Here is a 13,687-nt window from a genome sequence, read left to right on the forward strand (position 1 = left end):
TCTCGTCCATGGATAACTTGCTTAACCTGACGGCGCAAATGGCGCAAGAAGGTATTCGTCGTCTGCTGGTGCTCAGCGGTGACGATGCGTGGTGTCTTCAGCAGGCGTTGCTGCTGCGTGAACGCCTGGCTGGCGACGGGCTGTGGGTTGGCCCGCTGCCCGTCGCGGCGCCTTATATCTCTCCGGGTACGCTGAAATCCTTGCTCGGGCGTGAATATCACCACGCCTTCTTTGATGCCCGCAGCGGCTTCGACGTGGCGGCCTTTGCCGCGCTGAGCGGTACCCTGAAGGCAGGAAGCTGGCTTATCCTGCTGACGCCGCCTTTCGCTTGCTGGCCGACGTTGCCTGATGCTGATTCTTTGCGCTGGAGCGACGCGGCGGAGCCGATTCCAACCCCAAATTTTGTCCACCGCTTCTGTCAGCGAGTCTGCGTGAATCGTGATGCCGTCGTCTGGCGCCAGGGGGAGCCCCTGACGTTACCGGACGACTTGTCGCGGCCGCACTGGCGGCCAGCTGACGGCCATCCTCAGACCGGGCAGGCCGCGGTGCTTACCCGCCTGGCCGCGCTCCCTCCCGGCATTGCTGTAGTCACCGCCGAACGCGGTCGGGGAAAATCCGCTCTCGCCGGAATGCTGATACGCCAGCTTGCGGGCGATGCTATCGTCACCGCTCCGGCGCGCGGTGCGACCGATGTCATGGCGTCTTTTGCCGGAGAGGGTTTTCGCTTTATGGCGCCCGATGCGCTGCTGGCTTGCGATGTTCAGGCATCGTGGCTCATCGTTGATGAAGCGGCAGCCATTCCCGGGCCGCTTCTTCGTCAACTGGTCGCCCGTTTCCCTCGCACCTTATTGACCACTACCGTCCAGGGCTATGAAGGGACCGGGCGTGGGTTTCTGCTCAAGTTTTGCGCCAGCTTTCCCCACTTACACCAGTTTAGCCTTGATGCCCCCATTCGCTGGGCGCCTGGTTGCCCGCTGGAAGCGCTGGTCAGTGAATTACTCCTGTTTGGCGATGAGACCTTTACGCACTCTCCATCGGGTGAGGTGGCGTTTGAGGTGGTGAGTCAGGATAGCTGGCAACAGCATGCCGGGCTCGCCGAGGCGATGTATCAGCTCCTGTCCGGGGCGCATTACCGCACATCGCCGCTGGACCTACGGCGGATGATGGATGCCCCTGGTCAGTACTTTATCTGCGCCCGCGCGGAGAATGGCGTTGCCGGAGCATTGTGGCTGGTGGCGGAGGGCGGGCTTGATCCCGCGCTCAGCCGGGCGGTATGGGCCGGGTTTCGCCGCCCGCGCGGTAATCTGGTTGCGCAGTCGCTGGCGGCCCACGGCGGTAGCCCGCTGGCGGCTACGTTACTGGGGCTGCGAATAACCCGCGTTGCCGTGCATCCGGCTCGTCAGCGCGAAGGGGTGGGCCAGGCTCTGATTGCCCGGGCGGTAGCGCAGTATCAGGGCCTTGATTATCTTTCGGTCAGCTTTGGTTACACGCCTGAGCTTTGGCGTTTCTGGCAACGCTGTGGCTTTACGCTGGTGCGCTTAGGTGCTCATCGTGAGGCAAGTAGCGGGTGCTATACGGCGATGGCGCTTTATCCGTTAACCGCCGCAGGGCATGAACTGGTTGAGCAGGAGTCGCAGCGCCTGGTGCGCGATGAGTTCTGGCTGCAGGAGTGGCGTGAAACGTCGTTGCCGCTGTCGGCGGTACCAGCAGCTATGCTTACAGAAGATGACTGGCTGGACGCCGCGGGCTTCGCGTTTGCCCATCGCCCGCTGCTGGCGGCGGTCGGCAGCCTGAATCGCCTGTTGTCGTATACCGAGTTACCGCTTGCGGCGCTTCGTGCTCGTCTGCAAGGGCAGGATGAAGCGGTGATTTGCACCGGCCTGAGGCTGCCCGGACGCAAAGCGCTGTTGGCCCGAATGCGCGACGAGGCGGGACAGGCATTGTTCAGTCTGGACGCTTCTCGGGCCGCGAGACTGCGCCAGCAGATCGAAGAACTGCAATTTTTTTAACTAACTCATTCAGTTAAATGTCATGGTCATATTCCGCGTGCGGCGTAAACTGCCCACGTAGACTAAGGAGACAGCCATGAAACACGACCATTTTATTGTACAAAGCCCTGCGACACCTGCCCAACAGCTGCTGTTGCTGTTTCATGGCGTCGGAGATAACCCGGTTTCAATGGGGCAGATCGGTAGCCTGTTTGCGCCGCAGTTCCCGGATGCGCTGATCGTCAGCATTGGTGGCGCGGAGCCTTGTGGCCCGCCGCCGGGCCGCCAGTGGTTTTCCGTCCAGGGTGTGACAGAGGAAAATCGCCAGTCGCGCGTTGATGCGATTATGCCGACTTTTATTGAGACCGTGCGCTACTGGCAGAAACAGAGTGGCGTGGGTTCGCTGGCAACGGCGCTGATTGGTTTTTCCCAGGGGGCCATTATGTCTCTTGAAAGCCTTAAAGCCGAGCCTGGTCTGGCATCGCGGGTTATCGCATTTAACGGACGCTATGCGACGCTTCCGCAGTCGGCAACCACCGCGACGACCATCCATTTGATTCACGGCGGTGAGGATCGCGTTATCGATCTGGCATGGGCGGTATCGGCACAGGAGGCGCTTCAGCAGGCTGGTGGTGATGTGACGCTGGATATCGTTGACGATCTGGGGCATGCGATTGACGATCGCAGCATGCAGTTTGCTCTTGAACGCCTGCGCTATACCGTGCCGAAGCACTATTTTGACGAAGCGTTAAGCGGCAGTACGCCGAAAGATGACGACATTATCGAACTGCTCTAATCGCGTATTTCTCCTGCGAATGCAGCCCCCGGATAAGGCGTATCACGCCACTATCCGGGGACTTCCCGGTAGCGTGACGCTTATCGGGGGAGAGTCTGAACTTACTTCTTCGGCTGGTCGTGCTTCGGCCAGTCGTCATCGTCGTCCCACTTATCGTTGCAATCACGATGGGGCGGCAGATCCGGCTTATTGGCGAGAAACTTTTTGTGGTCAACGCGATTAAGATCCTTAATGACGTTAATCATGACGCCGACCAAAAATACCAGCACCAGAATCCACCAGTGGTTAATTAGCCATTCCATGTGCGCTTCCTCTTTTTACGTCGAGGTCGTCAGGCGACCAGTTGTTCCATGATGCGTTGATACATCCGCGCCAGCAGCTGCAGGTCGGCGGCATTCACACATTCATTTATTTTGTGAATAGTCGCATTCACCGGCCCCAGCTCAACCACCTGCGCACCCATCCGGGCAATAAAGCGACCGTCGGAGGTGCCGCCGTTGGTCAGCAGCTGAGGTTTGATCTCATTATAGTGCTCAACGGCGTTCACCACCGCTTCGACCAGTTTACCACGGCTGGTGAGGAACGGCTGACCGGACAGCCACCAGTCCAGGGTATAGCGCAGCTGATATTTTTCCAACAGCGCGACGACGCGGGCTTTAATCATTTCATCGGTCAGTTCGGTACTAAAGCGGAAGTTGAACTGGACGTACATGTCGCCGGGGATGACGTTATTACTGCCGGTACCCGCCTGCACGTTGGCAATTTGCATACTGGTGGGGGGGAAGAATTCATTGCCTTTATCCCACTCGATACCCACCAGCTCCGTCAGCATGGGCGCTGCGCGGTGAACTGGGTTATCGGCGAGGTGCGGGTAGGCGACATGGCCCTGTACGCCGTGAATGGTCAGGTTACAGGTGAGTGAGCCACGGCGGCCGTTTTTAACCACGTCACCGACGACTTCAGTGCTTGATGGTTCGCCCACCAGGCAGTAGTCCAGACGCTCGTTACGAGCCATTAGCGCTTCGACCACTTTCACCGTTCCGTTCTGGGCGCTGGCCTCTTCATCGGAGGTGATCAAAAAGGCCAGACGACCTTTGTGATTCGGATACTGGGCGACAAAGCGCTCGGCGGCAACAACCATCGCGGCCAGGGAGCCTTTCATATCTGCTGCGCCGCGGCCAAAGAGCATGCCGTCGCGAATGGTGGGTTCGAAGGGCGGGTTAATCCAGCGGTCAGCGTCGCCGGCTGGAACAACGTCAGTATGGCCGGCAAAGGCCAGCGTTTCGCCGCGCCCGCGCCAGGCCCAGAAGTTTTGCGTATCACCGAAATCCATCGGTTCAACGGTAAAGCCAATCGCACGCAGGCGTTCGACCATTAACGCCTGGCATCCCGCATCATCGGGGCTGAGGGAAGGGCGGCGGATAAGCTGCTGAGCCAGCTCAATGACCGGGCAAGACATAGACTATACCTCGTTAACAAGCTTCTTATAAGTGAGTTCACTGAAGCCCAGCAGCATAGGCTGCCCGGGCGCGCAGAGCAATGGGCGTTTGATAATTGCCGGCATTTCCAGCATCAGCAAAGCGGCGGTATCGGCGTTCTTGATACCGGCGCGCACCGTTTCATCCAGTTTGCGCCAGGTGGTACCGCGGGTGTTGAGCAGCGCCTCCCAGCCCAGTTCGGCGATAAACGTGTTTAATAACTCGCGATCCAGGCCATCAACGCGATAATCATGGAAGCGATATTCAATGTGATTCGCTTCCAGCCAGCGGCGGGCCTTTTTGATGGTGTCGCAGTTCTTGATTCCATACATAGTCAGCATAATTAAACCTTTTCTTTTACGTTGAATTAAGCGATTAACTCAGAAATTTCCGAATATATAAGACCGTATAAAATAATACGGTAATGGCGTTAATAAATATCATTTTTTAGCATCATTGTAAGGTCTGGGCGAATATTGGCCATTTTATGCGCGATAAACGAGATATCGCCAGCCAGCGCGGGGATAAAAGGCAAGGTGCCCGCAGTAGAAATAATCTTAAAACAGACATGATGTTGCAGAATGTTGCTATACGTCACATTAAATTTACACTCTCAGGCCCATAGTAGCGGCAAATCAGCGAGGGTATGGGCATTCAAGCGATGTGTAGCAATCGCAGCGATAACTTTTATGTCCTTCCCATCACCAACCAATTTGCATAAAATCACCCATAATAATAAGAGAGGCTATTATGATTGAACATGAACTAGGGAACTGGAAAGATTTTATTGAAGGTATGCTTCGTAAATAAATTCCGCAATGTGAGCAGGGTAATCGCACAGCCAAAATAATGGCCTGGCGGCTGTAAACAGATAAAAAAGGCGACTATTGCAGTCGCCTTTTTGTTATTTATTCGGCAAGGAACGGGTCGCTCAGGACCCGGCCTGGTTATTGCGGGCGTTCTTTTTGCGGGAAGCGTCGGCGCACCAGCACGAAGAACAGGGGGACGAAGAAGATGGCCAGAACCGTGGCGGAAATCATCCCACCCATCACCCCGGTACCCACGGCATGTTGACTGCCTGAGCCGGCGCCGGTGCTGGTCGCCATCGGCAGAACGCCAAAAATAAACGCCAGCGAAGTCATCAGTATCGGGCGCAGGCGCTGGCGGCAGGCCGACAGCGTGGCGGCGAGTAAGTCTTCCCCTTTCTCGTTTAGCTCATTCGCGAACTCGACGATCAGAATGGCGTTCTTCGCCGACAGGCCGATAACCGTCAGCAGGCCAACCTGGAAGTAAACGTCGTTTTCAAGGCCGCGCATCCAGGTAGCCAGCAGCGCGCCGATAACCCCCAGCGGCACCACCAGCATGACCGAGAAGGGGATAGACCAGCTCTCATACAGCGCCGCCAGACATAAGAACACCACCAGCAGCGAGATGGCGTACAGCGCCGGTGCCTGAGCGCCGGACAAACGTTCCTGATAGGACATGGCCGTCCAGTCGAGACCAAAGCCGTTTGGCAACTGCTGGGCCAGTTCTTCCATGATATTCATCGCGGTACCGGTACTGATACCCGGCGCGGCTTCGCCGATGATTTCTACCGCCGAGTAGCCATTGTAGCGCTCCAGGCGCGGGGAGCCGGTTTGCCACCGCGATGTGGCAAATGCAGAGAACGGCACCATCGTGCCGCTGCTGTTGCGCACGTACCACAGGTTAATATCGTCTGGGAGCATGCGGTAAGGGGCAGCGGACTGAACGTAGACCTTCTTCACGCGGCCGCGGTCCATAAAATCGTTCACGTAGCTCGAGCCCCACGCGGTTTGCAACGTATTGTTAATATCGTCTATGGCTACGCCCAGGGCCTGGGCCTTGCGCTGATCGATATCAATTTGTAGCTGCGGACTATCGTCGAGGCCGTTGTGGCGAACCCGGGTGAGTCGGTCATCTTTCGCTGCCAGCTCAAGCAGCGTGTCTCGGGCCGCCATGAGTGCCGCGTGTCCGTTACCGGCATGGTCTTCAAGCTCCATATCAAAACCGGCTGAGCTGCCCAGTCCACTGATTGCCGGTGGATTGGTGGCGAAGACGCGCGCCTCGTTAATGTTGTTAAAGGCTTTTGTCGCCCGTTCAATTATCGCAAAAGAGGTGCCGGTTTTCGCATCGCGATCGTCCCAGTCTTTCAGCCGGATAAACATACGCGCAACGTTCTGCCCGTTGCCGCCGGGGCCGGAGCCGACGGTCGCAAAAATAGAGGCAATGTTGGCCTGTTCGTGGCTGAAGAAATAATCTTCAACTTTCTGCACCACTTTTAAGGTCTGTTGCTGGGTCGAACCGCTGGGCAACTGCACGGAAGTCAGGAACATCCCACGGTCTTCCTGAGGCAGGAACGAGGTGGGGAGGTGTAAGAACAGAAGCACCATTCCCCCCAGCAGCAGCACGTAGATCATTATCCAGCGCAGTGAGCGGTGCAGGATTCGGCCAACGGCGGTTTCGTAGCGGTTGGCATTGCGGTTGAACATGCGGTTAAACCAGCCGAAGAAGCCTTTTTTTCCGTGCTCCTCACCTTTCTTTATGGGTTTTAGCAAGGTGGCGCACAGCGCAGGGGTGAGGATCATCGCCACCAGCACCGACAGCACCATTGCTGTCACGATGGTAATAGAAAACTGGCGATAAATTGCGCCGGTTGTGCCGCCGAAGAAGGCCATCGGGATAAATACCGCCGATAGCACCATCGCTATCCCGACCAGCGCGCCCTGGATCTGGCCCATGGATTTGCGTGTCGCTTCACGCGGCGAAAGGCCCTCTTCGCTCATGATGCGCTCGACGTTTTCGACGACCACGATGGCATCATCCACCAGCAGGCCTATCGCCAGCACCATCGCGAACATCGTCAGGGTGTTGATACTGTAGCCGCAGGCAAACAGGATGGCGAAGGTCCCCATCAGAACCACCGGTACAGCAATCGTTGGGATCAGCGTCGCCCGGATGTTTTGCAGGAACAGATACATCACAAGGAAGACCAGCGCGATAGCTTCCAGCAGCGTTTTCACCACGTCATGAATCGACGCTTTAACAAAAGAGGTGGTTTCGTAGGCGATTTTATATTCAAGGCCGTGGGGGAAATACTGCGATAGCTCATCCAGACGATTGAGCACCAGCTCGGCGGTCTGCATTTCATTGGCCCCGGAGGCCAGCTGAATACCGAGGCCGGAGGCCGGGTTGCGATTATAGCGGCTGAGGTTATCGTAGCTTTCCGCCCCCAGTTCGACTTTTGCCACATCGCCGAGAGTGACCAGCGAACCGTCCTGATTCACGCGCAGCGTAATATCGCGGAACTGCTGCGGCGTTTGCAGCAGTGACTGGGCGTTAATGGTGGCATTGAGCGACTGGTTGTTGACCGACGGCGTGCCGCCAAGCTGGCCGACTGCAATCTGGGCATTTTGTGATTCGATGGCATCGGTGACATCTTTTGCCGTCATCTGCACGCTGGTGAGTTTGGCCGGATCCAGCCAGATACGCATTGAGTATTGCGAACCGTAGGCCGTGATGTCGCCCACGCCGTTGACGCGGCTGAGCGGCTCCTGAATGTTACTGGCCACGTAGTCGGAGATATCTTGCTTATCCATACTGCCGTCAGTGGAGACGAAAGCGATGGTCAGGATGTTGGTATCACCGGTTTTACGTACCGTTACCCCCTGGTTTTGCACATCCTGAGGCAGTTTTTTCATCGCCGATTGCAGCTGGTTTTGCACCTGCTGCATGGCTTCATTGGGGTCCGTTCCGGCGGTAAATGTCAGCGTAATGGTCGCCTGGCCCGCAGAGCTACTCTGCGAAGACATATACATCAGATTATCGAGGCCGGTCATATTCTGCTCGATAACCTGGGTGACGGTATTTTCCAGCGTTTGTGCGGAAGCGCCAGGATAGTTGGCGGTAATACGCACGTTAGGCGGTGCAAGATCGGGATATTGCTCAACGGGAAGCGATAAGATTGCAAGCGTTCCGGTCAGGCATAGCAGGATCGCCAGAACCCACGCGAAAATGGGGCGATCGATGAAAAAATTCGCCATCAGAATTGAGACCTCATTGTGTACATTTTTGTTATCGTACCGACTGTAACACTCTATAGGTAACGCCACGGACAAACGTGGAGAAATTAAGGAGATAGTGTAATTTATCGTGTGCCTTTTGCGCCATCGTAAAGATGTCTTTGCCCATACCATTTTAGCCTTTCTGATTTTTTCCTGTATTTTTCCCTCACGTTGCGCTCATTTTTCATGACAGTTTTGTGAAATAAAACATTATTTCATCAAATTTTCTGCAGGGGTGCGCCCTGGCGTGGGCAGGGCGCAATTTTTGTGCTTGCTGCTGGTTGGTTGATTATCTTCGATTTTTTACTTACACCATGCGTATTTACGCAAAAATACAATGCATGGCATATTTCGGCTGTGTTCGATGGACCCTGATGTTCGGTGCCATGGATAATCAAAAACACAGACAATAAACGGGCGCATAATTCACCCGGCCAGGTGGTCTTTCGTCAACCTCCTCAGTCATCGAACCTGTAATTTGAAGTTTTCACAGGAATATATCATGTTTTATATTTAATGATTTTGAGTATTTAGTTATCGGTCATGTTTCTCACGTACTGCTCAAACTTATAATGTACTATGGTGTCTGTATTATATTCAGGTCTGGTGGTTATGGTTGTTAAATTAAATGAGAAGATATTGTCGTTAATGATTTTTTGAGGCGATGATTTAAAAAATATCATTTTTATGGTGAAGTAAACTATGAATAAATCTGAGCCGCTCAATAATATTGAGCCTGTGAATAAGCAAATTTATCGTGTGCTGAGGAAAGACATCGTAGAATGTCATATACAACCGGGAAAGCTGTTGTCTGAAAAAGAAATGGCAATACGGTTTGATGTCTCCCGGCAGCCGGTAAGGGAAGCCTTTATTAAGCTTGCTGAGGCCGGGTTGGTGCAGGTATTACCACAGCGCGGCACCGTGGTGAAAAAAATATCTGAACGGCAGGTTGCGGAATCACGCTTTATTCGTCAGGCGCTAGAGTGTGCGATTGTTCGCCGGGCAACGGAAAACGTCACGTGCGAGCAGTTATCCGTGCTTGAGAGCAATCTATCTTTGCAGACGCTGGCGGCTGAACAGCGCCAGTATCGTGAGTTTTTGCGTCTTGATGATACGTTTCATCAATATCTGACTCACATTGCGTCTTACCCTCGAGCCTGGGAAACCATTGAATCAATCAAAGCCGCGATGGACCGGGTTCGCTTTCTCAGCCTGATGATTGTCTCTCCCCCTGAGATGCTCATTCAGCAGCACTACTGTATTTTTAATGAATTAAAAGCGGGTGATCCGGATGCCGCAGAAAAAGCAATTCATGAACACCTACAGGAAATGACCTATTCTATCCTCCCCATTTCGCAGCTTAACAACGAGTGGTTTGAGTAAGAATAGTGGGCCTGGGTGTGGACTTTTATACGCATTATGAGTAGGCAGGATTTATATTGTGGATATTTTTAATGACCCCCGTCTCAACAAGCGGAAGTTAATTTACCGACCCTGGGTTATCACGGTGATGGCGATTGAAAGGACTCCTCGTTATTGCTGGTAAATTGTAGTCTGGAGCTTATCGTATGCATTTCCTCTGCTGAATATGATGATTGCACATCAGCGCAAATAAGGCAGCAACAGACCATACACTCCGTTACTGCCAGTATATACATTGTGCTCATGGTTAAATGAACAGCATTAATGATAGTTTGCTAAATGAATGCGTTAACCTCCGAAGATATAAACTGGCAACCATAAGGCAATTTTCGGATAAGCAATGACCAGAATGACGACTAACAGCTGCAAGATAACAAAGGGGATCACACCAGTATAAATCTGCGTCATCTTAATCGATTTATCGGTAATCGCCCCGCGCATGTACAGCAATGTATAGCCAAAAGGAGGGGTTAAAAACGACGTTTGCAGCACGAGTCCGACGATGACCCCAAACCAGACCAATACATCCCCGCGCCCGACAAAATCATAGTTGAAGGTCATTGTGGCAATAATGGGGCCAAAGATGGGCAGAAAAATAAGTGAAATCTCTATCCAGTCAAAGAAAAATCCGACAAAGAAAGTCACCACAACCAGTACCAGCAGCAGCGTATAGGCTGTAAAGCCCGCCGACTCAATAGCATCAATCAGTAAATGCTCACCGCCAATAGAACGGAAAACATAGGAAAAAACCGTCGCGCCGAAGACGATAAAGAAAATCATTGCGGAAACGAAGGCGGTGCTCTGCACCACATCGTTCAACATACTCAGAGTAAAGCGGCGTTTCAGTACCGTCAGCAAGAAAGCGCCAAGCGCTCCGACGGCCGCTGCCTCTGTTGGTGTTGCCCAGCCCGCAAAGATCGATCCCAGAACCATCAAAATCAGAAATACGGGCGCCAGGATCCCTTTAACAATGATGAGCAGCATTTCATGAGGGCTGTGATCCGGAACATCCACCGCTTTTGGCGCCATCTTTGGAAAGAAGAACCCCAGGGTGATAACCAGCACAATATAAAGCAGCAGGTTTAACATCGCCGGTCCGATGGTCGCCATAAACAGACGGCCGATCGATACCTGCAGCACGTCTCCCATGAAGACCAGCATCACCGACGGTGGAATAATAATACCGATGGTTCCCGCTGCCGCAATCGTGCCGCAGGAGAGTGCATTTGAATAGCCCGCGCGTTGCATGCTGGGGAGAGCCAGAGTGGTCATCATAATCACTGTAGCCGATACTACGCCGGTCATTGCTCCGAGAATACCGCCTATCAGTACTACGCCAAGCGCCATGCCACCGGGTACGCGCCTGGTGATAATACGTATTGCATCCAACAGGTCAACGGCAATGCCGCTACGTTCCAGCAGAATCCCCATAAAAATAAACATTGGGCCGGCGACCAGCGTAAGGTTCTCCGCCAGTTGCTGCCAGGCGCGTGGCAGAATATTAAAGAACTCAATCATGGAGAATAAATCATACTGACTGGCTATAAAACCAAACAGCATGCCTGTTCCTCCTAACACATAGGCCACAGGATAGCCGGAGAAAATCAGCAGTGAAAGCGCGATAAACATCGAAATGGGAATAAAAAAACTGGCATCTAGTTCGGACTGAATTCCCCAAACTCCGATCGCCAGTAGGATCAGTGCAACCAGAGCTAATCCCAGGGCTTTACGTATGGGGGATTTCTTCCCCATTATTGCTGTGGTCATCATCACTGCGCCTCCGTGCGGTGAGAGGATATTGCTTTTAACTGTGCAATAATTTTGACTATCCGACTTAACATAGCCAGTAGTAGCAACGTTACCCCTACGGGGATAGTCGCTTTAATTAACCAACGGTTAGCGATGCCATGGCTCGAGATTGACCCTTCACCTTGTTCAAAAGACATCATGGCAAAGTGAAAGCCAAAATAAATAACGGAAAGCAGGTAAGGTAAAGCCAGAAACAGCGAACCGCAGAGATCCACTTTCAGCCGGTTTTTTTCGCTGAAATTTTCTCTGAAAACGTCCACCCGCACGTTCATATCTTTCACCATTACCCCGGCAAAAAGAAAAATAAACAGCAGGGTATGCAAATGCCATTCCGCTTCCTGTAGTCCTGTCGATCCAACCCCACCAAAACGGCGGGATATCACATCGTACAAAGTGACCAGCGTGAGCGGAATTAAAAACCAGGCGCATAGCTTCCCGATTTTTAGCATTATTTTATCAATACCGTCGGCTATGTTTAAGAGCTTACTCGTCATAAAGCACCTCCAAATGGCAGCAGGCCACGGCCTGCTGCCAACGATTATTCAGGTAATTTCCCGGAAGAGAGATCTTTCCACTGGTTATAGGATTTCTGGAATTGATTATAGGAATTCGCGACTTTTTTAAAGTCAGGGTTACTGGCACTGAATTCATCACTGACCTGATGCCAGGCGACATTCAGTTGATCAAGAATCGTTTGTGGGAAGATTTTGATCTGTACACCTTTCGATTTAATGAAATCCAGCGCGTCTCCCTGAATAGCTTCACCAACGGCAATGCTGTCCAGCACGGCCTTATCGCAAGCGGACTGGACAGACTGCTGTTGTCGTGGGCTCAGGACATCCCATTTGTCCTTATTAATTAGCAGGGTTTGTATCGAGGAGGTCTGGTGCCAGCCTGGGAAATAGTAATATTTGGCAATCTCATAAAGCCCCATATTCTGATCCAGTGCAGGCATAGAATATTCAGCTGCATCTATTACTCCGCGTTCAAGCGATGCATAAATATCACCACCGGCCATATTTTGTGTGGAGACCCCCAGTTTTTCATAGGTTCTGCCTCCCAGGCCAGCGATACGCATTTTCAATCCTTTGAGATCGGCCTCGCTATTGATTTCTTTATTAAACCAGCCACCAGCTTCCGGTGCATTAAAGCCACAGGTCATCCCTTTAATATTATACTTGGCCAGAAGCTCATCGCGCAGCTGGTTGCCTCCACCTTTGTTCAGCCATGAAATTAAACCATTGGCATCGGCACCAAATGGAACTGCATCGAAAAATGCCAAAGCAGGGTTTTTCTGAGCAAAAAATGACAGTCCCGCGTAACCCATATCGATAGAACCGGTAGAGATCGCATCAAAAATACCTTCATTGGGCACCAGGCCTTTAGGTTCAAAATACTGGATACGCACACTTTTATCGGAGAATTCAGCAACATCCTTCGGCAAATTTTGTGTTACCGGCCCGAGAATAGCGAGTGAAGAGGCGTAGCCGCTTTGCATTTTCATGCGCACCGTTTTCTCTTTATCGTCTGCCTTAGCGCCAGTGCTTATTAACAGTGCAAACAGCGAAAGCGCCAGAGTGCTTGTTTTACGTATTGTCATTGTTTTTTCCTTATGGTTTTCGCGACGGAAGTAGTCGATTTTCCTGGCCTGAAGGAACCCTGCTGCAGTGTCTCCTCAGCCGTAACAACAAGGCATCATGTTGCTTTTTTTTCAGCAGTTTTGTCCGCTCCAGAGAGGGGCATCTTCGAGGCGTGCAACGAGTATTCAGGGTGATAATATTTCGTCCGTGACAGGTTGCAGATACTTCGGTATTAATAAATCTCACTGTGAAGTTATCCGGTTTCTTTATTTTATAAAAATAACCATAAACACATCTTCCATACAAGAATGTTTGTTTGTTTTTGTGGGTATGGATCATGTTTTCATCTTAGGGGGTGGGGCTATACTGGAATAAATTTCATAATGGTGAAGGTGATTGGGTGTTATTACACATTTTGCATGAAAAGAGTGCTGATTGTAGTGGTGTAAGAATATGAATCTAAACGTTTTTTAAGGTGATTGTATTGCATTTTTAGATAAGTATTCATTTCATGATTTGTTGGTGCTATAGA

The 13,687-nt window shown here is 52.2% G+C and carries 11 protein-coding genes; 4 read left to right on the forward strand and 7 right to left on the reverse strand.

Annotation, left to right across the window (positions count from 1 at the left end; genetic code table 11):
• The first annotated feature begins 8 nt into the window (after positions 1–8).
• Both ACMYSK_RS00420 and ypfH read left to right on the forward strand, forming a co-directional pair.
• Positions 9–2,009, forward strand: coding sequence for a tRNA(Met) cytidine acetyltransferase TmcA (locus ACMYSK_RS00420; RefSeq protein ID WP_434639356.1), 2,001 nt, complete (start codon positions 9–11; stop codon positions 2,007–2,009).
• A 76-nt stretch (positions 2,010–2,085) separates the two neighbouring features.
• Positions 2,086–2,784, forward strand: coding sequence for an esterase (ypfH, locus tag ACMYSK_RS00425; RefSeq protein ID WP_434639357.1), 699 nt, complete (start codon positions 2,086–2,088; stop codon positions 2,782–2,784).
• Between the two features lie 101 nt (positions 2,785–2,885).
• On the opposite strand, the gene ACMYSK_RS00430 is transcribed toward ypfH, so the two are convergent.
• From ACMYSK_RS00430 to ACMYSK_RS00440, 3 genes are read right to left on the reverse strand one after another with little or no spacing between them, the layout of a single operon-like run.
• Positions 2,886–3,086 (reverse strand): YpfN family protein, encoded by a 201-nt coding sequence (locus tag ACMYSK_RS00430; protein ID WP_434639359.1) that lies wholly within the window; start codon positions 3,084–3,086, stop codon positions 2,886–2,888.
• A gap of 29 nt (positions 3,087–3,115) precedes the next feature.
• Complete coding sequence (dapE, locus tag ACMYSK_RS00435) at positions 3,116–4,243, reverse strand: succinyl-diaminopimelate desuccinylase (protein ID WP_434639361.1); 1,128 nt, start codon at positions 4,241–4,243, stop codon at positions 3,116–3,118.
• 3 nt (positions 4,244–4,246) lie between these two features.
• The gene (locus tag ACMYSK_RS00440; protein WP_434639363.1) at positions 4,247–4,603 is read right to left on the reverse strand and encodes an ArsC family reductase; all 357 of its coding nucleotides are present in this window, start codon (positions 4,601–4,603) and stop codon (positions 4,247–4,249) included.
• 409 nt (positions 4,604–5,012) lie between these two features.
• On the opposite strand from ACMYSK_RS00440, the gene ypfM reads away from it, so the two are divergent.
• Positions 5,013–5,072, forward strand: coding sequence for a protein YpfM (ypfM, locus tag ACMYSK_RS00445; RefSeq protein ID WP_100181659.1), 60 nt, complete (start codon positions 5,013–5,015; stop codon positions 5,070–5,072).
• Positions 5,073–5,209: 137 nt separating this feature from the next.
• Here ypfM and acrD read toward each other — a convergent pair whose 3' ends face one another.
• Positions 5,210–8,323, reverse strand: coding sequence for a multidrug efflux RND transporter permease AcrD (acrD, locus tag ACMYSK_RS00450; protein WP_434639365.1), 3,114 nt, complete (start codon positions 8,321–8,323; stop codon positions 5,210–5,212).
• Positions 8,324–9,046: 723 nt separating this feature from the next.
• Here acrD and ACMYSK_RS00455 point away from each other — a divergent pair.
• A complete protein-coding gene (locus ACMYSK_RS00455) occupies positions 9,047–9,727 on the forward strand; it encodes a GntR family transcriptional regulator (RefSeq protein ID WP_434639367.1) in 681 nt (226 codons plus the stop codon).
• A gap of 327 nt (positions 9,728–10,054) precedes the next feature.
• On the opposite strand, the gene ACMYSK_RS00460 is transcribed toward ACMYSK_RS00455, so the two are convergent.
• The 3 genes from ACMYSK_RS00460 to ACMYSK_RS00470 are packed head-to-tail and all read right to left on the reverse strand — an operon-like array spanning position 10,055 to position 13,175.
• Entirely contained in the window at positions 10,055–11,536 is a 1,482-nt protein-coding gene (locus tag ACMYSK_RS00460) for a TRAP transporter large permease (protein WP_434639369.1), read from the reverse strand.
• Positions 11,536–12,069 carry a TRAP transporter small permease subunit gene (locus tag ACMYSK_RS00465; protein WP_434639370.1) on the reverse strand — a complete coding sequence of 178 codons (534 nt, stop codon included), beginning with the start codon at positions 12,067–12,069 and terminating at the stop codon, positions 11,536–11,538. Before ACMYSK_RS00465 ends, ACMYSK_RS00460 begins: the two co-directional genes overlap by 1 nt.
• A 44-nt stretch (positions 12,070–12,113) precedes the next feature.
• Entirely contained in the window at positions 12,114–13,175 is a 1,062-nt protein-coding gene (locus ACMYSK_RS00470) for a TRAP transporter substrate-binding protein (RefSeq protein ID WP_434639371.1), read from the reverse strand.
• Between the last annotated feature and the right edge of the window lie 512 nt (positions 13,176–13,687).

This window comes from Klebsiella sp. I138, from assembly GCF_051131765.1.
Lineage (GTDB): Bacteria > Pseudomonadota > Gammaproteobacteria > Enterobacterales > Enterobacteriaceae > Klebsiella.